The organism is Mesorhizobium sp. M9A.F.Ca.ET.002.03.1.2, from assembly GCF_003952365.1.
Lineage (GTDB): Bacteria > Pseudomonadota > Alphaproteobacteria > Rhizobiales > Rhizobiaceae > Mesorhizobium.
On sequence record NZ_CP034443.1, the window covers coordinates 5,041,321 to 5,065,706 of the forward strand.

Below are 24,386 nucleotides of genomic sequence, written 5' to 3' on the forward strand. Positions count from 1 at the left end.
TCATGGCAAGCCAAGAAAATGTAAGCAACCAGAACGTAAGCAACCAGAATGCCAGCAACCGCATGCTTGCCGGAAGATGCCTGTGCGGCGCCGTGCAATACGCGGTGGCCGATGAGTTCATCTACGCCGCCAACTGCCACTGCTCGAACTGCCGGCGCACCACCGGTTCAGCCTTCAAGCCGTTTGCCGGCATCCAGCGCGAGAGACTGAACCTGACCAAAGGCGAGGACAACCTCCTGATTTTTGGCGAAGAGGCTGGCCATGACACACACTGCAAGACCTGCGGCTCATTGCTCTATTCGGTCGTCCGCGACGGCGCCTTCGTGCACGTCGCCATGGGAACCCTCGTCGACGAGCCGACCATCCGTCCGACGCAGCACATCTTTGTCGGCTCCAAGGCGAAGTGGTTCACAATCACCGATGACCTACCCCAATATGAAGAGCATGTGGTGATCACCCGAGGTGCTGACGGATAACCGGCACCGAACGGCAGCTAAAAAATTATCCTCGGCTCAACAAGCGAGCGTTTGGACATGAAGTGGAAGAGATTGCGCGGCGTTCGGGGATAGACTATCCGGCCATCGCGCAAGGCTGCCGGATCGCCGAAAACATGCAGCGTTGAGGGATCCGCGGCATCGCCTTCAGGAATGCCTCCCCATTTTTGCGGATCGTAGTGGTCGACGAGAAAACCATAGTCGTAGCGGCAAAACCGCATCGCCTTGGCCAACGCCGCCGATGACAGATCCGAAGGGCTGATTTTCCTGCCGCCGACCTGCAGCCGGGGCAGGTCGAATGGCCGTCCGCCCGCGGAGGACAAAAACGCCTCCACTTTGTCCATCTGCTCGAATTTGAAGACATGTTCGAAGAGGAACAGGCTGCACCCGGTAAAATAGCGCGGCGACGCCACGTGGAACTGGATCTCCCACGAACATGCGCAGTATTTCTCGATGTTGAAAATGAAGGTATCGAAATCCGGGTCGACCGGAATGCCGAGCCTTTCAAGCTTCTCCTTGTCCACGTCCGGCCTGCTCAGAACCCGAGTGTCGGAGATTCTGCTGGAATAGGCGGAGAGAAGCCGCTCCAGAGGATCGCGGACGATCGTGAACCGACCCTTGTGTCCGTCATACGTGGGAAAGAAAGGATCGACGTAGTTTGTCGCCAAATGCCCGTGAACGTCATTGTCGGGGTCGAACCCGGAGAGCGAGCCTTCCTTTCCGTCGAGCGCTAGGAGCGCATATTTGACGCTGCTGCTGCCGCTCTTGGGAATGGGATAATAGGTGATTGCGAGCTGTTTTATTTCAATCGCCATTGCCGACCTGCGCCATGTTAGAAACGCTCAACCAAGTTATCGTTTCGTTTTCGCATTCTCTGTCAAAGAAATTATAGTGATTGCGTTCGCTATATTTGTTGCGGGGACTTTCTGTGGCATTGCCGCCGGACTGGATGCCCAACGTTCCGATGAAGCGGGTCATTTGCCATTGGACGGCTGGCTCGCATTCGGCAGGCGACACCGACAAGGACGCCTACCACATCCTGGTCGAGGGGAATGGCAGCCTCGTCAGGGGCCGGCCTTCCATCATGCTCAATTCCGGCAGGGTGAAATCGGGATACGCGGCTCACACCCTCAACGGCAACAGCGGCTCGATCGGGGTTTCTGTGTGCTGCATGGCCGGGGCGGAGGAACGGCCTTTCGTTGCCGGCCAATACCCGATGACGAGAACGCAGTGGGATGCGCTGATCGTCGTCGTTGCCGAGCTTTGCAAATACTATCGCATCAAGGTTACGCCGAAAACGGTCCTTTCCCACGCCGAGGTCGAGAGCAATCTCGGCATCGAGCAACACGGAAAGTGGGATTTTACCCACCTGCCCTTTGACCCGACGGTCGTCGGCGCGAGGGCCTGCGGCGACCGGCTGCGCCAGCAGGTCATGGCGGCAATGGGAGCGATGCCCGATCTGCCGGTCAGAAACGGCCGTGACGCAACTCTTGAAACAGCCTTCAGGCGTCTGCTCGACGAATTGTGGCCAATCCTGGCCAGAGGGCTCGAAGCCGGCCTCAACACGCTGATCCGGGAGGTCCTCAAACGGATCAGGTAGGGCGTTTCAGTACCCACTGCCGCACAGGCAAATTGGACACGAGAGTCACGGCTTCCCAGAGCGGAAAGCCGCGATATTGAATACGGGAGAATACGTCACGCAGCCCGCCGAAGCGGTTCCGCTTTGCCGGCTTCCGATTTCTAAAGCGCGTCGCGTTTGAACGGCGACGCGCTTTAGATCTTTGTTTTTATGCATGTCGTTATCGCAAAACCGCTGCACACTTTTGCGCGACATGCATTAAAGAGCCCGCTTCCCGGTGAACTGGTGATAGGCCCAAAGAACAACCACTGCACCGATCACGGCGACGATCAGGCTGTAGATGTTGAGGCCGGTAACGCCTGATGCGCCAAAGGCGCTGAAGATCAGCGCGCCCACGATCCCGAGCACGATATCGAGCACAAGGCCCTGCCCGCTCTTGTTGACGATCTTGCTGCCAAGAAAACCGGCGATGACGCCTAGGATGATCCAGCTTAATATTGACATTTTCCTCTCCATTCCCCGCCCTCAATTACTTCCACATCATCAAGCAAAGCTCAAGCCAACTTGAAATTCGTGATTGCGGAAAGCTCCGGCCAACTTGAAATTCAGCCCGAATGGGTCATTGTGGGGATGGGATGGGCAACATTGACATGGAGATCCGCAATGGGACTGTTTGACAATGCCGTTCCCGGCGGCAACGTCGCCAAGCCGCTGATGATCGCGCTCGGTGCGTTGCTGGTTGGAAAAATGCTGAGCGGCAAAAGTGCCGACCAGACGGACCAGGCTCAAAGCCCCGCCCCCGCCCCTTCCCCATCGGGAACGGCCACATCCGCCGATGGCGGCCTGCTCGGCGGACTTGGTGGCCTGCTCGACAGACTGAAAGACGCCGGCCACGGCAATACCGCCGATTCGTGGGTCGGCACTGGGCAGAACCGGCCGATCCAGGCCAACGATCTGGGCAATGCGCTAGGCCCACAGGTCATTCGCGAGATCGCGCAAAGGACAGGACTGAACGAGCAGGACTTGCTCAAGCAATTGTCCGCGGCCTTGCCGGGTATCGTCGACCAGCTGACGCCGAACGGCCAAGTCCCGCAGCAGCATCAGGTCGCGTCGATATTCAGCAAATTCGCCAGCTAGCCCGCCGGGCCCCGTTGGACGCGCCACGAAGCTCCAACATCTTGAATTTCAATTGCGGACGGTCCCGTCCGCAAAGCGTTTCGACCTTGCGCTGGCCCTTGGCTTGGGATCATGCGTCAGACCTGCCGGGGCAGAGGATGGAAATTTGGAGCGGGTAGCGGGAATCGAACCCGCATATTCAGCTTGGAAGGCTGCTGCTCTACCACTGAGCTATACCCGCGCCTTTCAGTTAAGCATCGGATTCACCCGAAAACCGCTATGCACTTTTCGGTCCGATGCTTTCCGTTTCAAGGCTTCCAGGCTGGCAGTGGTGGAGAGGGTTGGATTCGAACCAACGTAGGCTAAGCCAACGGATTTACAGTCCGTCCCCTTTAACCACTCGGGCACCTCTCCAGCCTGCCGTCGAAGCCTTGCAACGAGGCATTCTCGCCGATCAGGGTCGAAACCTCTGGTTTTGTCCGAAATCAGCGAAGCGCCTTATGGCGGCAAGGTCATTGGGTGTCAACCGCGCAGCCAGGCTTTTTCGTTGTTGTTCGATATCCGCCGCGACGTGCCGTATCCTTAGCCGAAGGAGGCGGTTATAGAAGCCAGCCATGAGCAATAAGTCAGGCACACCCAAAGATACCCACTATGCCAAGCTGCGCCGCGCCCATCGCGACGAGAAAGCCGGCGGCGCGCCGGCGTTCCGGCCGCGCCAGCCAGTGCCGCCCGGCGAGAACGCCGCCGACGGGCTGGTGCGGCTTTACGGCCTGCACACGGTGCGGGCCGCACTCGACAATCCGCGCCGGCGGATCAAGAAGATGTTGGTGACGCGCAACGCGGCCGAGCGGCTTGATATCACCGACCTCGCAGCCCTGCCCTTCAACGCAGAGATGGTGGAGCCGAAGGATATCGACAAGGTCACCGGCTCCGATGCCGTGCATCAAGGCGTGCTGATCGAGGTCGAGCCGCTGAAGGCCAAGCGCCTCGATGCGCTCGGCGACACAAGGCTGGTGCTGGTGCTCGACCAGGTCACCGACCCGCACAATGTCGGCGCGATCCTGCGCTCGGCCGTCGCCTTCGGCGCCGGCGCGCTGATCACCACGGCGCGCCACAGCCCGCAGGAATCGGGCGTGCTGGCGAAATCGGCCTCCGGCGCGCTGGAGCATATCGACCAGATCGAGGTGAAGAACCTCGCCGATGCGCTCGGCCAGTTGCACGATGCTGGCTTCCAGACCATCGGCCTCGATTCGGACGGACCGGCGGAACTCGAGAAGAGCTTTGCCGGGCAAAAGATCGCGCTGGTGCTGGGCGCCGAAGGCAAGGGCCTGCGCCAGAAGACGCGCGAGACGGTGACCACGCTCGCCCGGCTCGACATGCCCGGCGCCATCCGCTCGCTCAACGTGTCGAACGCCGCGGCGGTGAGCCTTTATGCGGCGAGGAAATTTCTGGGGTAAGGGAGTAGGGGAATAGGGCATTAGGGGATAGTCAGCCGCAACCTGCCTTCCCTACTGCCTTACTGCCCTACTCCCTTACTCCCTTACTCCCCTAAACTATGCCCCGCCATCCGCTCCAGCGCCCTGACCAGCGCCGAGTGATCCTCCTTCGCCCCGCCATTGGCCGCGCAGGAGTTGAACAGCTGCTGCGTGGTCGAGGTGTTGGGCAGCGCGACGCCAAGTGCTTTCGCACCCTCCAGCGCCAGGTTGAGATCCTTCTGGTGCAGTTCGATGCGGAAGCCCGGCGCGAAGCTGCGCTTGACCATGCGCTCACCATGCACTTCGAGGATGCGCGAGGCGGCCAGCCCGCCCATCAGCGCCTGCCGGACCTTGGCTGGATTGGCGCCCGCTTTGGAAGCAAAAACAAGGGCTTCGGCGACCGCTTCAATGGTCAGCGCGACGACGATCTGATTGGCGACCTTGGTGGTCTGGCCGACGCCGTTCGGCCCGACAAGGGTGATGTTCTTGCCCATCCTCTCGAACACCGGCCTGGCACGCTCGAAGGCCTTTTCCTCGCCGCCGACCATGATGGTCAGCGACGCGGCCTTGGCCCCGACCTCGCCGCCCGACACCGGGGCGTCGAGATAGTCGCAGCCGAGGTCGTTGATCTTTTTGGCAAAAACCTTGGTCTCGATCGGCGAGATCGAGCTCATGTCGATGACCAGCTTGCCCTTCGACAGACCCGAGGCGACGCCCTTCTCGCCGAACAGCACATCAGCCACCTGCAGCGTATCAGGCACCATGGTGATGACGATGTCAGCCATTTTCGCCACGGCGTGATGGCCGGTGACGGTCTTCAAACCTTTGGCGACGAGATCAGCCGGTGGTTTCGAGCGGTGGTTGCTGGCGACAACTGTGTAGCCGGCGTCAAGCAGATGCCCCGCCATCGGCGCGCCCATGATGCCGAGGCCGATGAAACCGATGGTTTCCATGTGGTTCTCCGAAACCCTTAGCAATTAAGCAGCGGCGCTGCCCTTTCCTGCAAATTCCCTGAACCATCCAAATCCAGCTTCCGTTCCCGCCTCGGGCTTATACTCAGCGCCCACCCAGCCCGCATAACCAATCCGGTCGATGTGGTTGTACAGAAAAGGAAAATTGATCTCGCCCGTCCCCGGCTCATGACGGCCGGGATTGTCCGCAAGCTGGATATGCGCGATGCGGCCGAGGTTTGCCTCGATGGTGCGGGCGAGATCCCCCTCCATGATCTGCATGTGATAGATGTCGTATTGCAGGAACAGGTTCTTCGAGCCGACGCGGTCGATGAGCGCCAGGGCCTGGTCCGAACAGTTCAGGAAGAAGCCCGGAATATCGCGGGTGTTGATCGGCTCAATCAACAGCTTGATGCCGGCCTGCTCCAGATTCTCGGCGGCGAAAGCCAGGTTTTCGGCGAAGACATCCTCCAGCACCGAACGCTCGACGCCCTGCGGCGCGATGCCGGCGAGGCAGTTGACCTGTTCGCAACCCAGCGCATGCGCATAGGTGATCGCCTTGGCAACGCCTTGCCGGAATTCCGGCACACGGTCCGGCAGCACGGCGATGCCGCGCTCGCCCTTTGCCCAGTCGCCGGCCGGCAGGTTGAACAGCACTTGTGTCAAGCCGTTCTTCTTCAGCCTGGCAGCGACCACATCGGGCGCATGGTCGTAGGGGCCGATATATTCGACGCCCTTGAAGCCGGCGCGGGCGGCGGCATCGAAGCGATCGAGGAAATCATGCTCGCCAAAGAGCATCGAGAGATTGGCTGAAAAACGCGGCATCTTTTTTCTCCTTTTCTCCGCCTTAGTCGAGCATCACGATCGCCGTCGGCGCATCTTCATGGCTTTCGGCAAGCTCTTCGAATTCGGTGATCTTGTCGATTTCGGTGCCCATCGAAATGTTGGTGACGCGCTCGAGGATGAACTCGAGCACGACCGGAACCTGGTGCTCCTTCATCAGGCGCTGTGCTTGCCTGAAGGCGCCGGCGAATTCCTCCGGCTTGCGCACCCGGACCGCCTTGCAGCCCATGGCCTCGGCGACCGCGACATGATCGACGCCATAGCCGGCCTCGGGATCGTCTTTCCGGTTGACGTTCTCGAAGGCGAGGCTGACCTCGAAATCCATCGAAAAGCCGCGCTGCGCCTGGCGGATCAGGCCGAGATAGGCATTGTTCACGACGACATGGATATAGGGCAATCTGTGCTGCGCGCCGGCCGCCAGCTCCTCGATCATGAACTGGAAATCATAGTCGCCGGAAAGCGCCACGATGTTGCGGTCCGGATCGGCGGCGCGCACGCCAAGTGCCGCCGGCAATGTCCAGCCGAGCGGGCCGGCCTGGCCGCAATTGATCCAGTTGCGCGGCTTGTAGACATGCAGGAACTGCGCGCCGGCGATCTGCGAAAGCCCGATCGTGGTGACATAGGTGGTGTCGCGGCCGAAGGCCTTGTTCATCTCCTCGTAGACGCGCTGCGGCTTCAGCGGCACCTGGTCGAAATGGGTCTTGCGCTTCATCGTCTTCTTGCGGGCCTGGCATTGCCTGGCCCAGCCCGACCAGTCGCGCAGTTTCCCCGCCGTCTTCCACTCGGTGGCGACGTCGAGCAGCATTTTCAGCGCAGCACCGGCATCCGAGACGATTCCGAGATCCGGGGCGAAGACACGGCCGATTTGCGTCGGCTCGATATCGACATGGATGAACTTTTTTCCCCTGGTGTAGACGTCAACAGAGCCGGTGTGGCGATTGGCCCAGCGGTTGCCGATGCCGAAGACGAAGTCGGCTTCGAGCATCGTCGCATTGCCGTAGCGATGCGAGGTCTGCAGCCCGCACATGCCGGCCATCAGCCGGTGTTCGTCGGGGATCGCGCCCCAGCCCATCAGCGTCGGGATCACAGGCACACCGGTGACTTCCGCGAACTCGATCAGCAGATCGGATGCATCGGCATTGATGATGCCGCCGCCGGCAACGATGACGGGTTTTTCCGCCGCATTGAGCATCGCCAGCGCCTTCTCCGCCTGGCCGCGCGTCATCGCCGGCTTGAACGGGGCCAGCGGCTCATAGGCATCGATGTCGAACTCGATCTCGGCCAGTTGCACATCGACCGGCAGGTCGACGAGAACCGGCCCCGGCCGCGACGAGCGCATCAGATGGAACGCCTTCTGCAGCGCCATCGGCACCAGATAGGGCTCCATGACGGTGACCGCCCATTTGGCGACGGGTGCGGCGATGGCGGCGATGTCGACGGCCTGGAAATCCTCCTTGTTGAGGCGCGCCCGCGGCGCCTGGCCGGTGATGCAGAGGATGGGAATAGAATCGGCCGCGGCCGAATAGAGCCCGGTGATCATGTCTGTACCGGCCGGCCCCGAAGTGCCGATGCACAGACCGATATTGCCCGCTTTGGCGCGGGTATAGCCTTCGGCCATGTGCGAAGCCGCCTCGACATGACGCGCGAGGATGTGGCGGATCGTGCCCCTCGCCTTCAGCGCCGAATAGAACGGGTTGATCGCCGCGCCCGGCACGCCGAAGGCTGAGGTGATGCCTTCCTTTTCGAGAACGAGAACCGCTGCGTCGACCGCGCGCATCCTGGCCATTTCAGCCTCCACGGAATTTGTTGATGGCCGAGAATGCCAGCGTGCCAGCTATTTTTCAATTTTTTCAGAATATTTTTTCATTTCTAGAAAGCGGCAATTACCATCTGATTTCATTCTGTTTTCCGTTTTTCAGATTCTGGTTTGCGCAAGCCAGCGAAAAACTTTTTCATTGCGGATTTGACAAGATCAGCGACAATGGCGCCATGGAAACGACCGAAAAACGCCAGCGTGGGCGGCCGCGCGCCTTCCACGGCCCACCCGAGGGCGCCTCGGTGCAGTCGCTCGACCGGGCACTGCGTATTCTGGCGATCGTTGCCGAAGGCAGCGGCCTGTCGCTGAGCGAGATCGCCGCGCAGAGCGGCCTCGCGGCGTCCACCGCCTACCGTATGCTGACGACGCTGGAAAACCACGGCATGGTCGAGTTCGACAGCACCGACCAGCTCTGGTCGATCGGCGTCGAGACGTATCGCATGGGCGCGGCGTTCCTGCGTCGCCGCAAGCTGGTCGACCGCGCCCGCATCGTCATGCAGGACCTGATGGAGAAGACCGGCGAGACCGCCAATCTCGGTGTCGCCGAGGATGATTGCGTCGTCTTCGTCAGCCAGGTCGAGACGCACCAGGCGATCCGCGCCTTCTTCCGGCCCGGCACGCGCAGTTCCTTCCATGCGTCGGGCATCGGCAAGGCGGTGCTGGCACATCTCGAGCCGGAGCGCGTCGGCGCTATCCTGCGCCGGGCCGGGCTGGAGCGCTTCACCGAAAAGACGCTTTCCGACATCTCCGCTCTGGCCCGTGACCTAGTGACGATCAAGCTGCGCGGCTGGTCGGTCGACGACGAGGAGCGGCACCCCGGCATGCGCTGCGTGGCCGCCGCCATCTTCAACGAATTCGGCGAGCCGATCGGTGGGGTTTCGGTTTCCGGCCCGACCGTTCGAGTGACGCCGGAGCGGCTGGCCGAGATCGGTCCGCTGGTGCACGATGCGGCAGCGGAGGTGACGAAGATGATCGGCGGCAGGACGCCCTGACGGCCACGCGCTCGGCAGCGTTGGTGATTGGCGAGAAAGCCGAAGCGTCATCCGACCTCCCCGTCATACCCCACAACAAGGGGAGGTCGCGCCGACATCGCCAGCCGATCGATTCAAACAAGAGCCTCACCCTCCAGACAAAAGAAAAAGGAGCCAGTGCGCGCCCCTTTTTCCGGTTGCCTGAAACGGTTCTTCCTAGAGCCGGCAGTAGTGGCGATAGCCGTCGTAGCCGACATAGGTGTCGGAGTACGGATCGTAGCTCTGATAGCGCTCGAGGCAGCGCCGAACATGCCACGAACCGCCGTGTTCCTCGACATAGACGGTGCGCGGCTGGGCGAGAGCGCTGCCGAGCAGGAAGCCGCCGACGCCGGCGGCGATGCCGATGCCGATGTGCTTGTTAGTGTGCTTGTGATGGGCGGCCGAAGGCTGAACGGTGCCGGCCAGCGTGGCGGCGGCGACAGTGGTGGCGATGAGGCCGGAAACGATGGTGCGCTTGAACATGATGATCTCCTTGCTGCGTTGAGAGAGGCGATCCATCCGCCTCTTGACCATCAGTCGTCGCAGCAAGGAAAAAGGTTCGACGGTTTTTTGGTTTTTCCGAAAGTGCAGAAGCGGCCATCTGACCACAGGGCTTGCAGTCAGCCGCAATGCCGACCGGCGAGGAGCGCCCGTCGGCAGTCCGCCGGCGGCAGGCCTCAGCCCATGCCGGTGATATGGCGCAGCCAGAAGGCGAGCGCGATGAAGCCGATGATGGTGGCGACGCCGGTCCAGTCGACATTGGCGCTCTTCACATCCTTGATGAGCTTCACAAGGAGAATCCAGGCCACGACGACGATCAGGGCAATGACGACAAGTCTGATCATGCGATACCCTCGCCTATGCGATTGCACCTTCGATCAATATAGGAAGCGAACTGGCCGTTTTCAGGATGCCCGCGTCTGCCGTTCCGCGTGTGCGCCGGCAACCGAAACGGAGTTTTGTCTTTACTGGCGCAACAAATATGCTAACCGGAGCGCCGTGCCCTTGTAGCTCAGCTGGTAGAGCAGCGGTTTTGTAAACCGAAGGTCGGCGGTTCGATTCCGTCCGGGGGCACCAGCATTTCAGCAAGAAAAATCGGTTGGTTGTAAACCAGACCCCGCCGTGCAGGCCGCCGCAACAGGTGGATGCCCTAAGTCAACGCTCATTCAACTTTAATTCCATCGGATCGTTCTTACGCGCGCTGCGTTGAGAAGGAAACGTACGGAGGAACAGAAATGGGCGACGAACGGCACGAAAAGATCCAGCAGCGCGCGTACCAAATTTGGGAACGCGAAGGCAGCGTACACGGCGACCACGAGCGACACTGGCACCAGGCTGAGGCCGAGATTGATCGAGAGGCCGGGCTGCCTCTGACGGCCGACGATGCCCTTCCGGAAACCCGTGAGATTGCCAGTTCCGATCTATTGACCGTCGAAGCACTGGCGATGCGCACAGGGATAACCGGCGATCAGGCGCAGGATCTCATCGACAAGTTTGGCAACGACCGGGCAGCGATCGAGGAAGCGGCGCGGAGCCTCAAGGCGGCGGGCGGCTAGTTTTTCAGCGCAGACGCCAAGAGCCCAGGGAGCGGGGCGAGACCGCCATCGACGATCTGCAAGGTCCTTGCTCCCGGTCGATGTATCCCAGTTCAGCCCAGTCAATGCCATTCGATTAAAATTCTCCTGTGCATATTAGCGATCGCTCAATTTAGGGCGCTGACAATATCTGTACGGCGGGTTCAGACCATTGGGTGATGCGATGCGAAGTGACTTCGCCGCAGCGCGCGAGCTTTTGGAATGCGCCCAAAATCGGCTCTGCGGCAAGGACGAAACGAGCCAACGCGTCAGCGAGGCACTCGACTCCCTGATTGAAGAAATAGCCGTCGCGGAATTCCGCAAGGCACCCTTGACGGTCGTGCCGTTTCCGCGTGCGCGGCCACCCAGGCATGCTCGGTAGAATCGCGCCAAATGCTGATGGGAAACCCCTGCGTCCCAGGATTGCGTGGCGCGTTCGCGCCTTACGCTTTTTGGAACACAAGCTAAAATAGACTTCGCAAAAAGCTGCGGCACCGGAATCCTTTGCCTTGATAGGCCGGTGTTCTGAAACTGCGAGCTGACCCATGTCACGCTGTGGAGATGTCTACGAGAACAAGGTGACCGGCGAATATGCAGTCATCCTGCGTGGCACCGAAGACCGTGGCCAAGGGCCAGGCATCGTTCATCTAACCGCCCGTCCGGGGGCCGCGGTGGTGGGCGAGCACTTCCACCCGAACATGATTGAACGGTTTACCCTCGTCCGCGGCCGGCTCGACGCCCGCATCGCTGGGAAGACTTTCTCTCTGGAGCCTGGCCAATCCGCCACGGTCGAAGCAGGCGTTGCACACGATTGGTGGAACAGCAGCAACACCGATGACGCGCAAATCCTGATCGAAATCGAACGGGCGCCCGGCGCCGATCACATCGACCCGAACCGTTTCGAGCTGCTGATCGGCATGCTCTTCGGGTTGGCCAATGCCGGCAAGGTCGACAAGAAAGGCAGACCCTCGCCGCTTCAAGCGGCAGTCATCGCCAGGGAATTTGCCGATGTCATCGTCTTCACGCGGCCGCCTCCCGCGATTCAGTGGGCGGCGCTGGGGATCCTTGCGCCTATCGCCAATCTGCTTGGCTATCGAGCGATCGACCCGAGCTACTGCAGGCCGCACGCACACTTCACACCGGCCCCCGAAATCCTTGTTCTGGCAGGCCTTCCTGCTAGCTGATTTCGAGGTAGCTCCTCAAAGTTTCCGAGGTAGATGCCAATCGCTAGCGCCTCTATGACGCACTCGCAACTTGACCAGATGCGCCCTCCTTGGTGAACGTGTTCCTCACCCTGACTGACTTGTAGACGTAGGCGACCCAAATCCCGGTCAGGGCAAAAGAGATTACGGGTGCTACCAGCGCATTTCCGGTCAGCACCTGGCTCACCGGGATGCCAAGAACCGCCGAAATCCACACCGTGTTCAAGAGGAACACTATGGGTATTGCAAACGACTGATACAGGAATAGCTGCTTGAAGCGGTAACTCCGCCGCAGCATTGCAATGAACACAATCACCTGGAACACCACAAACGCCAGCAAGAGGGCAACCTCGCCGTAGACCGCCAAGGTGCCGTTTGGGAGCGTCATGAGTTGCCGGTAACCATCACTCGATGAAGCCAATGCGACGAGTGTGCGCAGCGGAGACAAAGCCTGCCCGATCGCGAGCAGCATCAGCCAGCCTCCAAACCCCACAAGGCCTGCTGGATTCTGCGAGGGCTTGATCGCAGACCGAACAGCGAAAAAGACGGGCACGCCAATCAGCAACAAAACTATTGCCCAGTGCCAGAACGAAAAATGCATTTACCCCTTCCCCCTTTTACACCCTTAAGATGTATCGTCTTTTTATGACAACTCAAGGGGGAATTCACGCGGATCAGTCCCTTTGTTCAAGAAATCTGTTCCTCCCGATTAATCCTGACAGGGTTACCCCGCTTCACACCGCAATCGCCGCCACCAATATCCGGTTCTGCCTCCGTATCGCCGCGCGCAGTTCCGCGATCCTCGCCTCGTCGCGCTTCACAAATTCGATGAACATCATGTTCATGTTGTTGAACACCAGTTCGCCGAGGGCCTGCCCGTCGATGTCCCGGCGCACCAGACCGATCCCCTGCAGCCGGGCGATCAGCGCGCGGATCTGCTCGGTCAGTGCCCGGTCGAGCGCGGTATAGGCCTGGCCGAACGGACTGTCGGGCAGCTGCGTCGAGATCGCCATCGCCTGCCGCCACATCTCCTTACTGAGATAATGCAGCGAGTGTTCGATGTAGATGCCGAGCAGCGTGTCCAGCGCGTCGCCGACACTAGCCGGCGGGTTGGCGACGACGCCCTGCCCGACGTTGAGCACCTCATTGACCTCCATCGAAACGATGGCGCCGAGGATATCGCCCTTGTTCTGGTAGTAATTGTAGATCGTGCCGATCGAGACCTCGGCCTGCGCGGCGATGGTCTCGATCTTGGCGCCTTCATAGCCGGCGTCGCGGAACAGCGCCGCCGCCGCCTCGATGATGCGACGGTGCCGATCCGCCTTTTGCCTTGCCCGCAATCCACTCATGAACGCTATCTGGCATAAAAACGGAATTGACTCAATTTTAGAATTGGTTCAGTTTTTTGCCAGAAGCCAAAAAGGCAAGGGAGAACACTCGATGTCCATCAATATGAAGACCACGAATCCGTTTTCGGTTCTGAAGAGCCATTTCCGCGCCGCGTGTGCTGCGACAGCGCTGCTGGCGACGGGCAGTCTCGCTCAGGCTGCGGATCTCAACGCCCTGATCTGGTGCGATCACGCCGATCCGGCGCTGCTGCAGCCTTTCGAGGAGGCCAATGGCATCAAGGTCAATGTCAAGGAGTTCGAGGGCACCGGCGCCGGGCTGGCGATCGTCGAGCAGTCGCAGCCCGGCGACTGGGATGTGATGGTGATCGACAGCATCGACATCCCGCGCGGCGTCGAAAAAGGCCTGTTCGAGCCGCTGCCGGAAGACAAATTGCCTTTCGCCGACCTCTTTCCCCAGGTGAAGATGGATTCTTCTACCGTCGTTGACGGCAAGCGCTACGGCATCACCGAGAAGTTCGGCTACAACACGATCGGCTACAACAAGACCAAGGTCGATCCGGCCGACATGCAGTCGATGGCAGCGCTTATCGGCGACAAATACAAGGGCAAGATCGCCATCTACGACTATTACCTGCCGGTCATCGGCATGGCCGCACTTGCGATCGGCAAGAAGACCGCCGAGCTGACCGAAGCCGACCTTCCCGCCATCAAGGACGAGCTCCTGAAGATGAAGGCCAATGCCAAGCTGGTCGGCGAGGTGACCGCCAGCCAGACGGCGCTGGCGACCGGCGAGGTCGACATTCTGGTCGGCGGCGGCGAATGGGTGACGGCCGGGCTGGCCAAGGAGAACCCCGCACTGGACTTCTCGATCCCGAAGGAGGGTGCGGTGCTTTGGTCGCAGTCGCTGGCCATGTTCAAGGATTCAGGAAACAAGGACATGGCGCTGAAGTTCATCCAGTACATTATGAGCCCGGAAGGCCAGGCGCGGCTTGCCACCTCATCCTGCTATTGGGGTATGCCGGCCAACAGCAAGGCGGCACTGAGCGACGAGCAGAAGACAATCCTGCGTTTCGACGAGCAGCCCGATTTCCTCGCTCGCGCCCAGTCCTACCCGGCGCCGAACGCCGATCTCGACAAGAAGATGCAAGACGTCTGGACCGAAATGCTGCAGGCGCAATGACCGGTCGTGAGCGCTAACGGGAACGCCGGGCGGACCCTGCCCTGGGCGCTGGTCACGCCGGCGCTCGGCTGGACGCTGCTGTTCTTCGTGCTGCCTTTCCTGGCCATGGGGTTCTCCAGCCTGACGGCGCATGAGGGCGGCGGCTTCACCCTGTCCAACTACAGCCAATTCTTTGCCAATCCGGCCTATTGGCGGGCGATGGTGAACTCGCTGCAGGTCACCGCCATCGTCACCCTGATCTCGGTGCTGCTCGCCTATCCCTTCGCCTGGATCCTGGCCGAACAGGTGCCGGAACGCTGGCAGCGGCTGGCGCTGATGCTGGCGGTGCTGCCGTTCTGGACTTCTTATGTCGTGCGCTCCTATTCCTGGCTGCTGGTGCTGGCGCAGAACGGCGTGATCAACCGCGCGCTCACCGGCTCCGACCTGTTCGCCGAACCGGTGCAACTGGCCAACACACGGCTGGCCACGATCACCGGCTTCGTGCATTTCTTCGTCATGCTTTTGACGCTGACGATCTTCGCCAATCTGAAGCAGCTCAGCCCCAGCTACCGCAAAGCCGCCGCCGATCTCGGCGCCGGGCCGGTGCGGACATTCCTGCACGTCGTCCTGCCGCTGACCTTGCCCGGCATCATGGTCGGCGCCTTCCTGACCTTCGTGCTGTGCATCGGCGACTACATCACGCCGCAGATCCTCGGCGGTAACAACGAGCTCCTGATGCCGCAGCTGGTGATGATGCAGATCGGCCGGCGCGGCGACTTTCCGCTCGCCTCGGCGCTATCGATCATCCTGATGGCTGTGGTCACCGTCGCCTATCTAGCCTGCGCCCGCTGGCTGAAGATCGAGCGGGCCTGAAATGCACAAGGCCATCCGCATCCTGTCCGCCCTCTACGCCATAACCGTCTATGGCTTCATCTTCCTGCCGGTCGTCGTGCTGGTGCTGTTTTCGCTGCAGGCGACGTCGTTTCCGATCCCGCCCTTCACCGGGCCGTCGCTGCGCTGGTACGACGCGGTGCTTTCCGACACGCGGCTGACCTCGGCGCTGGTCAATTCGCTGCTCGTCGCCGTCCTCTCCTCGCTCGCCGCCGTCACGCTTGGCTTCCTCTCCGCTTGGGGTTTTGCCCGCTTCACGCTGCCCGGCTCGGCCCTGTTGCGCGGGCTGATCACGCTGCCGCTGACGGTGAGCTACCTCATCATCGGCATGGGGCTGCTGGTGCTGTTCAACTGGGCCGGCATATCGAAATCGCTGGTGTCGGCCGGCATCGGTCATGTGGTGATCAACCTGCCGCTTTGCTTTGCCATCATCTATAGCCAGATGGGCGATCACCAGATCAACATCGAGCGCGCCGCGCGCGACCTCGGCGCGCCGGAATGGAAGGTGCTGTTGCTGATCACCGTGCCTGTCATGGCGCCGGCCATCTTTGCCGGTTTCTTCCTGTCGATGACCTTCTCCTGGGACGAGTTCGTGATTTCTTTCCTGCTCACGCGCTTCGACACGACGCTGCCTGTCGAGATCTGGAACCTGTTGCGTTCCGGTCTCAACCCGAAGACCAATGCCATCGGCTCACTGGTCTTCGCCGTCTCCATCGTGCTGGTGGTGTTGTTTGAGCTGATGCTGTTGCGGAGGAAGCCGGCATGACCACCCCCTGGTCGATATAAGCTCTGTTACGCATCGTTTCGGCCAGCAGGCCGTGCTGAAGAACGTCTCCCTGAAAATCGAGCCGGGCAGCTACACGATCCTGCTCGGCCCCTCCGGCTCGGGCAAAACGACGCTTTTGTCCATTCTCGGCGGCTTCGTCAGCCCTAGCGAAGGCAAGGTGCTGATCCGCGGCGAGGACTGCACCACGGTGCCGCCGGCGAAGCGCCCGACAACCACGGTGTTCCAGGACTATGCGCTGTTCCCGCATATGAGCGTCGGCGGCAATGTCGGCTTCGGCCTGCGCATGCAAGGCGTCGATGCCGCGACACGGGCGGCTAGGGCGCGCGAGGCGCTGGCGCTGGTCGGGCTGGCCACGGCCTTCGACAAAAAGCCGCATCAGCTTTCCGGCGGCCAGCGGCAGCGCGTGGCGCTGGCCCGCGCGCTTGTCGTCGAACCGGCGGTGCTTTTGCTCGACGAACCGCTCGGCGCGCTCGACCTCAAATTGCGCCGGCAGATGCAGGACGAGCTGAAGGCGATCCAGAAACGCGTCGGCACCGCCTTCATCCATGTCACCCATGACCAGGAAGAGGCGATGGCGCTGGCCGACCATTGCGTGGTGATGAATGACGGGCGCATCGAGGACGAAGGACCGCCCGAGCGCGTCTATGCGCGGCCGGCGACGCGCTTTTCCGCGACCTTCATGGGCGAAAGCACGCTGATGTCGGGAACGGTGACAGCAGCGAAGGACGGAACAATCACTGTCGCGACGCAGACCGGATCGTTCTCGCTGCCCGGCATATTGCCGACTGGGACGGCTGTCGCCCTCGCCGTCCGTCCGGAGCATCTGGTCCTCGGCCCGGCCAGCGGCGCTGTGAGGCTCGGCACAGCCAAGGTAAGCGACGTTGTGTTTCAAGGCAGCTTCAAGCGCGTGCTTGCTGTCTCCGAAAAAGACCCTGCGCTGCACTTCATCGCCAGGGTCCCCGCCGCTGCGGCCGTCCAGCCGGGCGACATCGTTGCGGTTTCGTGCGACGCTGGCGACGTCATCCTTCTGGCGGGTTGAGCCATGGGCACGCTTCCGGTCATCGACGCTCCGAACTGGTATGAAACCATCCGCATGGGCGATGGCGTGACGCTGATCCACGAGCCGTGGATAAAGCCGTTCTTCCGCTGCAACATCTGGCACGTGCGCGGTCGCGACCGCGACCTTCTGTTCGACACCGGCCTCGGCCATTTCAGCCTGCGGCGCCACGTGCCGCTGGTGACGGAGCGAAAGCTCACCTGCGTGGCGAGCCACACGCATTTCGACCATATCGGCTGCCATCACGAATTTCCGGACCGTTGCGTCCACCCGGCCGAAGCGGCGATCCTCGCCGATCCCCGCAATGAATGGACGGTCGCCGACCGCTATGCCACCGACGCGATGTTCGACGGCCTGCCGCAGGGCTGGGATGCCGCGCGCTACCGGATCCTGCCGGCGCCGGCCGGTCGCTTGCTCGAACAGGGCGACGTCATCGATCTCGGCGACCGTACCTTCGAGGTGATCCACACGCCGGGCCATTCGCCGGGCGGCATCGCGCTTTACGAGAAGAAGACCCGCATCCTGCTTTCCGGCGACATCGTCTATGACGGCCCGCTGATCGACGACGTCTATCATTCCGCCGTCGACGACTATGTCGAAACGCTGTTGCGGATGCGCGAGCTCGATGTCGCGGTCGTGCATGGCGGCCACTTCCCGAGCTTCGGCAAGGTGCGCTACCGCCAGCTTATCGATGAATATCTCACGCAAAAGCGGCAGGCCGGCTGCCATCTGCAGGTGCGATAAGCACAGGCTCCTCGTATCGCGGGAAGACGCCCCCTGGGAGTGCCTGGCGAATTCACAACGCCCGTTGCGGGCACGGCGTGCCCGCTGCGTCGCCGCAGCGTGAAGCCGTGGGCTGGGGTCTCAAACTCGTCTCTTCGGACTGGCGCACCAGTTGGGCAAAGGCAAGGGCAAAACTTCCCAGCATCAGGACAATGATGATCATGCGTGTTACCGGCAACAGATCGGTCCGACTGGCTAGCCCCCACGCCACCCATCTCCTGCCGGCTAACATGATCGATCCGGCTTTACGAGAGTTTAATCTCCGTCTTAACCATCACATTCGCTTGTCACTCGACACGATGCGCGAGCGCCCGACCGGCGCTCTTCCCGGCGCTGTGTCGAGGGGCAGCACATGCCATCCCTTTGCAGATTTGCCCGCCCATGATAACCCGGCGCTGGCGCGGCCCAAGCAACCGGTCGCCATCAACCGGTCGCCGTCGGGGAACCATGAGCAAAGCCGCCAGCCGTTTCGCGTTCGTCTCGTCCGATACCGCCGACGCCAAGGCGGCGTTGCAGAGCCTGTCCAACCGCTATGGCCAGGCATCCATCGAGGATGCGGAGATCGTCGTGGCCCTCGGTGGCGACGGCTTCCTGCTGCAGACCTTGCGCGACACGATGAGCACGGGAAAAAAGGTCTACGGCATGAACCGTGGCACCATCGGCTTCCTGATGAACGAATACCGCGCCAGCGGCCTGGCGGAGCGCATCGCGACCGCGGCTGCCGAAACGATCCGTCCGCTGGAGATGCTGGCGGTGACGCATGAAGGCGAAACGGTCTCGGCGCTGGCGATCAACGAGGTTGCGCTGTGGCGCCAATCCTACCAGACGGCCAAGATCCGCATCACCGTGGACGGGCAGGAGCGGCTGGAGGAATTGAACTGCGACGGTGTGATGATCGCGACGCCGGCCGGCTCGACCGCCTACAATCTGTCCGCGCATGGGCCGATCCTTCCGCTCGACGCGCCGCTGCTGGCGCTGACCCCGGTCAGCCCGTTCCGCCCGCGCCGCTGGCGCGGCGCCCTGCTCTCCAACAAGGCGACCGTTCGTTTCGACATTCTGGAGCCGGAAAAGCGGCCGGTGAACGCCGCCGCCGACCACACCGAGGTAAAGGCTGTAGCCTCGGTGACGGTGCGGGAATCGCCAACGGCGACGGCGACGCTGCTGTTCGATCCCAACCATTCGTGGAACGAGCGCATTCTCGCCGAACAGTTCCGCTATTGAGCCGGCGCAGCGATAGGCGCCTGCATTAAGCATCGCGATTAAGGTTACGACTTCACAATCATACCATCCCCCGCCCGTTTCTGTTGACAAATCGTGGACTTGCGCCTACCTGCAATACCAATCTTGCAGGCGCGCGGCGCTTGCCGCGACTGCTTACGTTGCGCCCCCGAACCAGCCAAAGACAGCCAAACTTGTCCTCAGACACCCAGATCGCTCAAGAAGCGTTGACTTTCGCAGACCTCGGCCTGTCGCCGAAGGTTCTTTCCGCAGTTACCGACGCCGGCTATACCGAGCCGACGCCGATCCAGGCCGGCGCCATTCCGCACGCCTTGCTCGGCAAGGACGTGCTGGGCATCGCCCAAACCGGCACCGGCAAGACGGCCTCGTTCGTGCTGCCGATGCTCACCCGGCTTGAAAAGGGCCGGGCCCGTGCCCGCATGCCGCGCACGCTGATCCTGGAGCCGACACGCGAGCTTGCCGCGCAGGTCGAGGAAAACTTCGTCAAATACGGCAAGAACCACAAGCTCAACATCGCGCTGTTGATCGGCGGCGTGTCCTTCGACGAGCAGGACAAGAAGCTGGAGCGCGGCGCCGACGTGCTGATCGCGACGCCCGGCCGCCTGCTCGATCACCGCGAACGCGGAAAACTGCTGCTCAACGGCGTCGAGATCCTCGTCATCGATGAGGCCGACCGCATGCTCGACATGGGCTTCATTCCCGACATCGAGCGCATCTGCGAGATGATCCCGTTCACCAGGCAGACGCTGTTCTTCTCGGCGACGATGCCGCCCGAGATTACCAAGCTCACCGAGAAATTCCTGCACGCGCCAGTGCGCGTCGAGGTTTCGAAGGCCGCGTCCGCCGCCACCAACATCGTCCAGCGGCTGGTGAAATCCGGCTTGAAACCCTGGGACAAGCGCGAGACGCTGCGCAATCTGATAAAGGCCGAGGATGCGGAGCTGAAGAACGCCATCATCTTCTGCAACCGCAAGGTCGAAGTCTCCGAGCTTTTCCGCTCTCTCCTGAAGTATGATTTCGACGCCGGCGCGCTGCATGGCGACATGGACCAGCGCGCGCGCATGCAGATGCTGGCCAATTTCCGCGACGGCAAACTGCGCTATCTCGTTGCTTCGGACGTTGCCGCGCGCGGCCTCGACATCCCCGACGTCAGCCACGTCTTCAACTACGACGTGCCTATCCATGCAGAGGATTATGTCCACCGTATCGGCCGCACCGGCCGCGCCGGACGCTCAGGCAAATCCTTTACCATCGCGACCAAGTCCGACACGAAATACATCGACGCGATCGAACGGCTGATCGGCACCAAGATCGAGTGGCATGGCGGCGATCTGTCGACGGTCGCCGCCAGCGAGGGTGCAGAGGACGATGCTCCCCGCCGTGGCCGCGGCGCCCCGCGCCGCGCCGGCCGCAAGGACGATGACCGCAAGGACAGGAGCGAACGCAAGCCACGCGAACGCTACGCCAAGCAAAGCGAAGATGCTGCACCGGATGTGGCGCGCGAGGAAAAGCCAGTGGTGGCCGAGACCGCGGTCGCCGATATCAGTGAGCGGCGCGCGCGCAAGGAACCGATCCGCTCGGAAAACACGGAGCGCCAAGCTTCACCCGAACGCAAGGCTTCGCCCAATCGCAGTGAACAGCGTGCGCCGGAGCGTGGCGACACCAGGCCGCAGCGCGACCGCCCTGCCCGCCATCGCCAGGAAGACAATGACACGACCGTCGGCTTCGGCGACGACATGCCCGCCTTCATGCGGATCGTCGCCAAGGTCTGATAAATCGATCGAGGTTCGTGCGTCCTGGCGCGCCCGGCGGGCGCGCCACGCTGCAACCGGATCGCAGTTACATCGGTCCCGGCATCATCTTGGTCGGTTTCTCCAGCATCGGGAACTCGGCTTCGCTGCATTCCACGGTCGGGTTTGTCGGGCTGAACATGCCGTTCGGGTTCTCCTTGAACAGCCATGCATGAAGATCGTAATGGACGAACTCTTTCGGGATAAGGGGATAGTGCCCTTCCATCGGTCCCTGGAAGGTTTGGCCAAGGAGCTTCGGAGGTTCCTTGGTGTCTGGCGTCAGAGGTACCAGCCATTCCACGGCCACCAAGCGCAAGCCTTCCTTGGTCGGTTCGTAGATCAACACGTTTGGACGCATCGGGTCGAGCTTCTGGCCGACGCTGGGGACATTGACGAAATGGATGCCCATGGCGCCCTTCGGGTAATCCATCGCGCCGGGAATTTTTTCTCCGGTGTAGTGGACGCAGCCAACGGTCGATAGATAGAGGTCGCGAATGGCGGCTGTATAGTCCTGATACTTGTCGAGCGATTTGCGCAAGGCATCGATATCGGCCTTGTTGGCGTCCTCGGCCTGGGCCGTGGCCATGCCAAGCCAAGCGCCAATGACACCTGTCAGAACGAGGACGCCGCAACGCCCAAGGCGTGCTATTCTTGTCATGCATTCCTCCCAGATTTTCTGATCTGGCCGTGCAAGACCGAGGCGGCAGTAATGCTGATTGCGCGGCCCGTTGTACCGCCTCATCCCCTCTGGAACAGCGTCGATGCTAATCCTCCCCACGGCTCCGGGAAAGCAGTCCGTTAGAGGTAACTCATACTCCTAAGACGGGCGGATTGGACCGAAGGGCGCAGACGTCTCAAACGAAAACGGCCCCCCGGGGTGCGTTTTCGCGTTTGGTGCCGACTCAGGTGAGCGGTGAAAGCTGGATCTCGGCGCGACGGTTCTGGGCGCGGCCGTCCGCCGACCCGTTAGAGGCGATCGGACGTGTTTCGCCGAAGCCGATGACGGCGAAGCGTTCGACCGCGCTCTATCACTGATCCGGTAGCTACAGCTTTTTGAATTCCAGGCGGGACGGCAACATATCTAGAAACGCGCGAACTTTGGCTGAAGACGATCTCCCTTCCGGCCACACGGCATGCATCGGCACCGGCATCGGCTCGAAATCGGTTAAAACCAGCTCTACTCGGCCATCGTCCACCAAATGCCTTATCTGCCAAAGGGGCGAGTAGCCCAAACCCAATCCGTGGACTGCGGCTGCATAAATCGATGCCATCAAATTGGATCGAAAACTGCCGGCCACTTTCACCACCCGAGGTTTCCCCTCAATCTGAAACACCCATTCACCCGGCCGCGGGTCGGTGGTTCGGACAATGCAACTGTGATGGCTCAGTTCAAAGGGATGGGTCGGTTGGCCGTGGCGTTCAAAGTAGGAAGGCGCGCCAAACACGACGCGCCGCAACGCGCCCAAGCGTCTGGCTCGCAAGCTGGAATCCGGTAAATTGCCGATCCGTATCGCCAGATCGAGGCCCTCGGCACCAAGATCGACAAATCCATCGGAGAGCTGAAGGTCAACCTCGACCCGCGAATACATCCGCATGTAGTCGGCGATGACAGGTACAAGGAAGTCCGGGCCGAACAGAACTGGAGCGCTCACGCGCAGGATGCCTGATGGCTCCGATCTCCGGTTGGCGGCTTGAAGTCTTGCGTCGTTTATTTCGTCGATGGCGGGTTTGATGCGGTGGAAAAACGCCGCTCCGGCTTCGCTGGGGCTCGAACGTCGCGTTGTTCTCTGCACAAGCTCGACCCCGACGGATTCCTCCAGCGCCGCCAAAGACCGGCTGATCGATTGCAATGAGCGATCCAGCCGGCGTGCGGCGGCCGTCAAACTTCCGTGCTCAACGACCGCCATGAAAGCTTCAAAATCATCTATGCGGCTCATGGTCCCTCCGTTTCTCTCGAAAATCGAGAGAAACTATCGCAAAGCCAAACAATTGTAACGATGTTCGCGATCTTTTATTTCCCTGGAAGAAATCCCGAAAGGGCAGCTTCGTAGAAGGGAATGTCATGCGATCACCCAATCCAACCATCCTGGTCGTGGGCGCAACAGGCCGATTTGCCGGACTTGTCGTGCCTGAACTTGTCCGTCGCAATGCCACTGTTCGAGCACTCATTCGCGACTCCGCGAGCGCCGAAAAGGCCCGGAACCTTGGGGCATCCGAGGTCGTGACCGGAAATTTGCGCAGCCCTCGGGACCTCGAAAATGCCGTCGAGGGCGTCGACGGCGTCTTTCACATTGGACCGGCCTTTGCTCCCGATGAAGCAGCCATGGGCGTTGCAATGGTCGAGGCGGCGATGCGAGCAGGCGTTCAAAAATTTGTCTTCTCGTCGGTCATCCAGCCGACCAATACGAGGCTAAAAAACCATGCGAGCAAGGTGCCGGTCGAAGATGCTCTCTACTCGACGAACATGGAATACACCATTCTGCATCCCGCCAATTTCATGCAGAATATCGCAGGAGCCTGGCCGTCCGTCGTTAGGGATGGCGTCTTCTCGGAACCGTTTCCAAAGACAAAAAAGCTGGCGCGTGTCGATTACCGCGATGTCGCTGAAGTGGCCGCGATCGCATTGACCGAAGCGCGGTTGTCCTATGCGACCCTGGAGCTGTGCGCCGGTATGCATAGCCGGGAAGAGATCGTTTCAATGATGAGCGAGGAGCTTGGCCGCCCGATCTCTGCTGGCGAGCCGACCTTCGGCGAGTGGGCAGCGAATGCCCTTCTTCCCTACAGTGATCACCAAATGCAGTTGCTGGCTAAAGTCCATGACCATTACGCCAAATATGGCCTCGGCGGAAACAGCCTGACATTGCGTTGCGCCTTGGGCCGCGAGCCGCGTTCGTTGCGAAGCTTTATTCGGGAACTGGCCCTGCAAACAGCACAGATCGCCTGATCGCGCTCACGCATTTCTGACTAGGAGATTTCCATGCAAGCATCACCGCAAAAGACATTGAAGCTGAGAAAACTGCCACCTTCCTACAGTGCAGTGGTAATGCCGTTCGTTCTTTCGATCCTCATGACCTGCATTATCTCGGCGGTTTCGACGGCGATCGGCACGGGCTGGACTAACGGTTTCGTAGCGACCTGGTCATACGCATGGGGCATATCATGGCTGGTCGCTTTTCCGAGCCTGCTGATCGTCCTTCCGATCGTGCGCCGGATCGTTACGGCAATTGTCGATCAATCGGCCCACCCCTAATCCAGAACACCCAAACAGAAAC

General features: G+C 61.1%; 28 protein-coding genes, 3 tRNA genes and 1 pseudogene. 17 read left to right on the top strand and 15 right to left on the bottom strand.

Annotated features, from left to right (window positions below; translation table 11 throughout):
* Nucleotides 1–2: 2 nt before the first annotated feature.
* A complete protein-coding gene (locus tag EJ066_RS24400; protein WP_189644355.1) occupies nt 3–476 on the top strand; it encodes a GFA family protein in 474 nt (157 codons plus the stop codon).
* A 17-nt stretch (nt 477–493) separates the two neighbouring features.
* Here the strand turns inward: EJ066_RS24400 and EJ066_RS24405 are convergent, their stop codons facing one another.
* Nucleotides 494–1,309, bottom strand: a complete 816-nt coding sequence (locus EJ066_RS24405; protein WP_126042472.1) for a sulfotransferase family 2 domain-containing protein — start codon at nt 1,307–1,309, stop codon at nt 494–496.
* Nucleotides 1,310–1,458: 149 nt separating this feature from the next.
* Between EJ066_RS24405 and EJ066_RS24410 the strand changes: the two genes are divergently transcribed.
* The gene (locus EJ066_RS24410) at nt 1,459–2,094 is read left to right on the top strand and encodes a peptidoglycan recognition family protein (RefSeq protein ID WP_245454971.1); all 636 of its coding nucleotides are present in this window, start codon (nt 1,459–1,461) and stop codon (nt 2,092–2,094) included.
* A 237-nt stretch (nt 2,095–2,331) separates the two neighbouring features.
* Here the strand turns inward: EJ066_RS24410 and EJ066_RS24420 are convergent, their stop codons facing one another.
* Nucleotides 2,332–2,577: a GlsB/YeaQ/YmgE family stress response membrane protein gene (locus EJ066_RS24420; protein ID WP_126042476.1), complete on the bottom strand. Its 246-nt coding sequence runs from the start codon at nt 2,575–2,577 to the stop codon at nt 2,332–2,334.
* A gap of 159 nt (nt 2,578–2,736) precedes the next feature.
* Between EJ066_RS24420 and EJ066_RS24425 the strand changes: the two genes are divergently transcribed.
* On the top strand, nt 2,737–3,210 hold the full coding sequence (locus EJ066_RS24425) for a YidB family protein (protein ID WP_126042478.1): 474 nt from the start codon (nt 2,737–2,739) through the stop codon (nt 3,208–3,210).
* Between the two features lie 146 nt (nt 3,211–3,356).
* Here EJ066_RS24425 and EJ066_RS24430 read toward each other — a convergent pair.
* A tRNA-Gly gene (locus tag EJ066_RS24430) sits at nt 3,357–3,430 on the bottom strand.
* An 88-nt stretch (nt 3,431–3,518) separates the two neighbouring features.
* Nucleotides 3,519–3,603 (bottom strand) — tRNA-Tyr (locus EJ066_RS24435).
* A gap of 200 nt (nt 3,604–3,803) precedes the next feature.
* On the opposite strand from EJ066_RS24435, the gene EJ066_RS24440 reads away from it, so the two are divergent.
* Nucleotides 3,804–4,646, top strand: a complete 843-nt coding sequence (locus tag EJ066_RS24440; RefSeq protein WP_126042480.1) for an RNA methyltransferase — start codon at nt 3,804–3,806, stop codon at nt 4,644–4,646.
* A gap of 83 nt (nt 4,647–4,729) precedes the next feature.
* Here EJ066_RS24440 and EJ066_RS24445 read toward each other — a convergent pair whose 3' ends face one another.
* From EJ066_RS24445 to gcl, 3 genes are read right to left on the bottom strand one after another with little or no spacing between them, the layout of a single operon-like run.
* Nucleotides 4,730–5,617, bottom strand: a complete 888-nt coding sequence (locus EJ066_RS24445; protein ID WP_126042482.1) for a 2-hydroxy-3-oxopropionate reductase — start codon at nt 5,615–5,617, stop codon at nt 4,730–4,732.
* Nucleotides 5,618–5,641: 24 nt separating this feature from the next.
* Nucleotides 5,642–6,439, bottom strand: a complete 798-nt coding sequence (gene hyi / locus EJ066_RS24450; RefSeq protein ID WP_126042484.1) for a hydroxypyruvate isomerase — start codon at nt 6,437–6,439, stop codon at nt 5,642–5,644.
* Between the two features lie 22 nt (nt 6,440–6,461).
* A complete protein-coding gene (gcl, locus tag EJ066_RS24455; protein ID WP_126042486.1) occupies nt 6,462–8,243 on the bottom strand; it encodes a glyoxylate carboligase in 1,782 nt (593 codons plus the stop codon).
* A gap of 203 nt (nt 8,244–8,446) precedes the next feature.
* Here gcl and bhcR point away from each other — a divergent pair, with 203 nt between their 5' ends.
* Nucleotides 8,447–9,265 (top strand): HTH-type transcriptional regulator BhcR, encoded by an 819-nt coding sequence (bhcR, locus tag EJ066_RS24460; RefSeq protein ID WP_126042488.1) that lies wholly within the window; start codon nt 8,447–8,449, stop codon nt 9,263–9,265.
* A 195-nt stretch (nt 9,266–9,460) separates the two neighbouring features.
* On the opposite strand, the gene EJ066_RS24465 is transcribed toward bhcR, so the two are convergent.
* Nucleotides 9,461–9,766, bottom strand: coding sequence for a BA14K family protein (locus tag EJ066_RS24465; protein ID WP_126042490.1), 306 nt, complete (start codon nt 9,764–9,766; stop codon nt 9,461–9,463).
* A 194-nt stretch (nt 9,767–9,960) separates the two neighbouring features.
* Nucleotides 9,961–10,128, bottom strand: a complete 168-nt coding sequence (locus tag EJ066_RS24470) for a hypothetical protein (protein WP_126042493.1) — start codon at nt 10,126–10,128, stop codon at nt 9,961–9,963.
* A 156-nt stretch (nt 10,129–10,284) separates the two neighbouring features.
* On the opposite strand from EJ066_RS24470, the gene EJ066_RS24475 reads away from it, so the two are divergent.
* The 3 genes from EJ066_RS24475 (at nt 10,285) to EJ066_RS24490 (ending at nt 12,041) form a co-directional block, all read left to right on the top strand.
* Nucleotides 10,285–10,360 (top strand) — tRNA-Thr (locus EJ066_RS24475).
* A 158-nt stretch (nt 10,361–10,518) separates the two neighbouring features.
* Nucleotides 10,519–10,839 carry a DUF2934 domain-containing protein gene (locus EJ066_RS24480; protein WP_126042495.1) on the top strand — a complete coding sequence of 107 codons (321 nt, stop codon included), beginning with the start codon at nt 10,519–10,521 and terminating at the stop codon, nt 10,837–10,839.
* 563 nt (nt 10,840–11,402) lie between these two features.
* Nucleotides 11,403–12,041 (top strand): cupin domain-containing protein, encoded by a 639-nt coding sequence (locus tag EJ066_RS24490; RefSeq protein WP_126042497.1) that lies wholly within the window; start codon nt 11,403–11,405, stop codon nt 12,039–12,041.
* Nucleotides 12,042–12,093: 52 nt separating this feature from the next.
* On the opposite strand, the gene EJ066_RS24495 is transcribed toward EJ066_RS24490, so the two are convergent.
* Together EJ066_RS24495 and EJ066_RS24500 are read right to left on the bottom strand one after the other, a co-directional pair.
* The gene (locus tag EJ066_RS24495; RefSeq protein WP_126042499.1) at nt 12,094–12,660 is read right to left on the bottom strand and encodes a DUF2569 family protein; all 567 of its coding nucleotides are present in this window, start codon (nt 12,658–12,660) and stop codon (nt 12,094–12,096) included.
* A 133-nt stretch (nt 12,661–12,793) separates the two neighbouring features.
* A complete protein-coding gene (locus EJ066_RS24500) occupies nt 12,794–13,408 on the bottom strand; it encodes a TetR/AcrR family transcriptional regulator (protein ID WP_126042501.1) in 615 nt (204 codons plus the stop codon).
* A gap of 91 nt (nt 13,409–13,499) precedes the next feature.
* Here EJ066_RS24500 and EJ066_RS24505 point away from each other — a divergent pair, with 91 nt between their 5' ends.
* The 5 genes from EJ066_RS24505 to EJ066_RS24525 are packed head-to-tail and all read left to right on the top strand — an operon-like array spanning nt 13,500 to nt 18,046.
* The gene (locus EJ066_RS24505; protein WP_126042503.1) at nt 13,500–14,588 is read left to right on the top strand and encodes a spermidine/putrescine ABC transporter substrate-binding protein; all 1,089 of its coding nucleotides are present in this window, start codon (nt 13,500–13,502) and stop codon (nt 14,586–14,588) included.
* A 6-nt stretch (nt 14,589–14,594) separates the two neighbouring features.
* Nucleotides 14,595–15,440 (top strand): ABC transporter permease, encoded by an 846-nt coding sequence (locus EJ066_RS24510; RefSeq protein ID WP_126042505.1) that lies wholly within the window; start codon nt 14,595–14,597, stop codon nt 15,438–15,440.
* A gap of 1 nt (nt 15,441) precedes the next feature.
* Nucleotides 15,442–16,224 (top strand): ABC transporter permease, encoded by a 783-nt coding sequence (locus EJ066_RS24515; protein WP_126042507.1) that lies wholly within the window; start codon nt 15,442–15,444, stop codon nt 16,222–16,224.
* A 52-nt stretch (nt 16,225–16,276) separates the two neighbouring features.
* Nucleotides 16,277–17,284, top strand: a complete 1,008-nt coding sequence (locus EJ066_RS24520; protein WP_245454972.1) for an ABC transporter ATP-binding protein — start codon at nt 16,277–16,279, stop codon at nt 17,282–17,284.
* Nucleotides 17,285–17,287: 3 nt separating this feature from the next.
* Nucleotides 17,288–18,046 (top strand): MBL fold metallo-hydrolase, encoded by a 759-nt coding sequence (locus EJ066_RS24525; protein WP_126042511.1) that lies wholly within the window; start codon nt 17,288–17,290, stop codon nt 18,044–18,046.
* Nucleotides 18,047–18,098: 52 nt separating this feature from the next.
* Here EJ066_RS24525 and EJ066_RS31515 read toward each other — a convergent pair whose 3' ends face one another.
* Complete coding sequence (locus tag EJ066_RS31515) at nt 18,099–18,248, bottom strand: hypothetical protein (protein WP_162457874.1); 150 nt, start codon at nt 18,246–18,248, stop codon at nt 18,099–18,101.
* A gap of 284 nt (nt 18,249–18,532) precedes the next feature.
* Between EJ066_RS31515 and EJ066_RS24530 the strand changes: the two genes are divergently transcribed.
* Together EJ066_RS24530 and EJ066_RS24535 are read left to right on the top strand one after the other, a co-directional pair.
* The gene (locus EJ066_RS24530) at nt 18,533–19,306 is read left to right on the top strand and encodes an NAD kinase (RefSeq protein WP_126042513.1); all 774 of its coding nucleotides are present in this window, start codon (nt 18,533–18,535) and stop codon (nt 19,304–19,306) included.
* Nucleotides 19,307–19,497: 191 nt separating this feature from the next.
* Nucleotides 19,498–21,096: a DEAD/DEAH box helicase gene (locus EJ066_RS24535; RefSeq protein ID WP_189644357.1), complete on the top strand. Its 1,599-nt coding sequence runs from the start codon at nt 19,498–19,500 to the stop codon at nt 21,094–21,096.
* 67 nt (nt 21,097–21,163) lie between these two features.
* On the opposite strand, the gene EJ066_RS24540 is transcribed toward EJ066_RS24535, so the two are convergent.
* The 3 genes and pseudogenes from EJ066_RS24540 to EJ066_RS24550 all read right to left on the bottom strand — a co-directional run bounded on the left by EJ066_RS24540 (nt 21,164) and on the right by EJ066_RS24550 (nt 23,051).
* Entirely contained in the window at nt 21,164–21,772 is a 609-nt protein-coding gene (locus tag EJ066_RS24540; RefSeq protein WP_126042515.1) for a hypothetical protein, read from the bottom strand.
* 244 nt (nt 21,773–22,016) lie between these two features.
* A pseudogene (locus EJ066_RS32190) lies at nt 22,017–22,133 on the bottom strand (cell envelope biogenesis protein OmpA); the annotation flags it as partial.
* A 24-nt stretch (nt 22,134–22,157) separates the two neighbouring features.
* Nucleotides 22,158–23,051 carry a LysR family transcriptional regulator gene (locus tag EJ066_RS24550; RefSeq protein WP_126042517.1) on the bottom strand — a complete coding sequence of 298 codons (894 nt, stop codon included), beginning with the start codon at nt 23,049–23,051 and terminating at the stop codon, nt 22,158–22,160.
* 125 nt (nt 23,052–23,176) lie between these two features.
* On the opposite strand from EJ066_RS24550, the gene EJ066_RS24555 reads away from it, so the two are divergent.
* Together EJ066_RS24555 and EJ066_RS24560 are read left to right on the top strand one after the other, a co-directional pair.
* On the top strand, nt 23,177–24,058 hold the full coding sequence (locus EJ066_RS24555) for an NmrA/HSCARG family protein (RefSeq protein WP_126042519.1): 882 nt from the start codon (nt 23,177–23,179) through the stop codon (nt 24,056–24,058).
* A 33-nt stretch (nt 24,059–24,091) separates the two neighbouring features.
* Nucleotides 24,092–24,364 carry a DUF2798 domain-containing protein gene (locus tag EJ066_RS24560; RefSeq protein ID WP_126042521.1) on the top strand — a complete coding sequence of 91 codons (273 nt, stop codon included), beginning with the start codon at nt 24,092–24,094 and terminating at the stop codon, nt 24,362–24,364.
* Nucleotides 24,365–24,386 lie beyond the last annotated feature (22 nt).

What these genes read in the sequence shown, in the direction of transcription:
- EJ066_RS24400 (WP_189644355.1), top strand. Translation starts at nt 3, where the DNA reads ATGGCAAGCCAAGAAAATGTAAGCAACCAGAACGTAAGCAACCAGAAT.
- EJ066_RS24405 (WP_126042472.1), bottom strand. Translation starts at nt 1,309, where the DNA reads ATGGCGATTGAAATAAAACAGCTCGCAATCACCTATTATCCCATTCCC.
- EJ066_RS24410 (WP_245454971.1), top strand. Translation starts at nt 1,459, where the DNA reads ATGAAGCGGGTCATTTGCCATTGGACGGCTGGCTCGCATTCGGCAGGC.
- EJ066_RS24420 (WP_126042476.1), bottom strand. Translation starts at nt 2,577, where the DNA reads ATGTCAATATTAAGCTGGATCATCCTAGGCGTCATCGCCGGTTTTCTT.
- EJ066_RS24425 (WP_126042478.1), top strand. Translation starts at nt 2,737, where the DNA reads ATGGGACTGTTTGACAATGCCGTTCCCGGCGGCAACGTCGCCAAGCCG.
- EJ066_RS24440 (WP_126042480.1), top strand. Translation starts at nt 3,804, where the DNA reads ATGAGCAATAAGTCAGGCACACCCAAAGATACCCACTATGCCAAGCTG.
- EJ066_RS24445 (WP_126042482.1), bottom strand. Translation starts at nt 5,617, where the DNA reads ATGGAAACCATCGGTTTCATCGGCCTCGGCATCATGGGCGCGCCGATG.
- hyi (WP_126042484.1), bottom strand. Translation starts at nt 6,439, where the DNA reads ATGCCGCGTTTTTCAGCCAATCTCTCGATGCTCTTTGGCGAGCATGAT.
- gcl (WP_126042486.1), bottom strand. Translation starts at nt 8,243, where the DNA reads ATGGCCAGGATGCGCGCGGTCGACGCAGCGGTTCTCGTTCTCGAAAAG.
- bhcR (WP_126042488.1), top strand. Translation starts at nt 8,447, where the DNA reads ATGGAAACGACCGAAAAACGCCAGCGTGGGCGGCCGCGCGCCTTCCAC.
- EJ066_RS24465 (WP_126042490.1), bottom strand. Translation starts at nt 9,766, where the DNA reads ATGTTCAAGCGCACCATCGTTTCCGGCCTCATCGCCACCACTGTCGCC.
- EJ066_RS24470 (WP_126042493.1), bottom strand. Translation starts at nt 10,128, where the DNA reads ATGATCAGACTTGTCGTCATTGCCCTGATCGTCGTCGTGGCCTGGATT.
- EJ066_RS24480 (WP_126042495.1), top strand. Translation starts at nt 10,519, where the DNA reads ATGGGCGACGAACGGCACGAAAAGATCCAGCAGCGCGCGTACCAAATT.
- EJ066_RS24490 (WP_126042497.1), top strand. Translation starts at nt 11,403, where the DNA reads ATGTCACGCTGTGGAGATGTCTACGAGAACAAGGTGACCGGCGAATAT.
- EJ066_RS24495 (WP_126042499.1), bottom strand. Translation starts at nt 12,660, where the DNA reads ATGCATTTTTCGTTCTGGCACTGGGCAATAGTTTTGTTGCTGATTGGC.
- EJ066_RS24500 (WP_126042501.1), bottom strand. Translation starts at nt 13,408, where the DNA reads ATGAGTGGATTGCGGGCAAGGCAAAAGGCGGATCGGCACCGTCGCATC.
- EJ066_RS24505 (WP_126042503.1), top strand. Translation starts at nt 13,500, where the DNA reads ATGTCCATCAATATGAAGACCACGAATCCGTTTTCGGTTCTGAAGAGC.
- EJ066_RS24515 (WP_126042507.1), top strand. Translation starts at nt 15,442, where the DNA reads ATGCACAAGGCCATCCGCATCCTGTCCGCCCTCTACGCCATAACCGTC.
- EJ066_RS24525 (WP_126042511.1), top strand. Translation starts at nt 17,288, where the DNA reads ATGGGCACGCTTCCGGTCATCGACGCTCCGAACTGGTATGAAACCATC.
- EJ066_RS31515 (WP_162457874.1), bottom strand. Translation starts at nt 18,248, where the DNA reads ATGATCATCATTGTCCTGATGCTGGGAAGTTTTGCCCTTGCCTTTGCC.
- EJ066_RS24530 (WP_126042513.1), top strand. Translation starts at nt 18,533, where the DNA reads ATGAGCAAAGCCGCCAGCCGTTTCGCGTTCGTCTCGTCCGATACCGCC.
- EJ066_RS24540 (WP_126042515.1), bottom strand. Translation starts at nt 21,772, where the DNA reads ATGACAAGAATAGCACGCCTTGGGCGTTGCGGCGTCCTCGTTCTGACA.
- EJ066_RS24550 (WP_126042517.1), bottom strand. Translation starts at nt 23,051, where the DNA reads ATGAGCCGCATAGATGATTTTGAAGCTTTCATGGCGGTCGTTGAGCAC.
- EJ066_RS24555 (WP_126042519.1), top strand. Translation starts at nt 23,177, where the DNA reads ATGCGATCACCCAATCCAACCATCCTGGTCGTGGGCGCAACAGGCCGA.
- EJ066_RS24560 (WP_126042521.1), top strand. Translation starts at nt 24,092, where the DNA reads ATGCAAGCATCACCGCAAAAGACATTGAAGCTGAGAAAACTGCCACCT.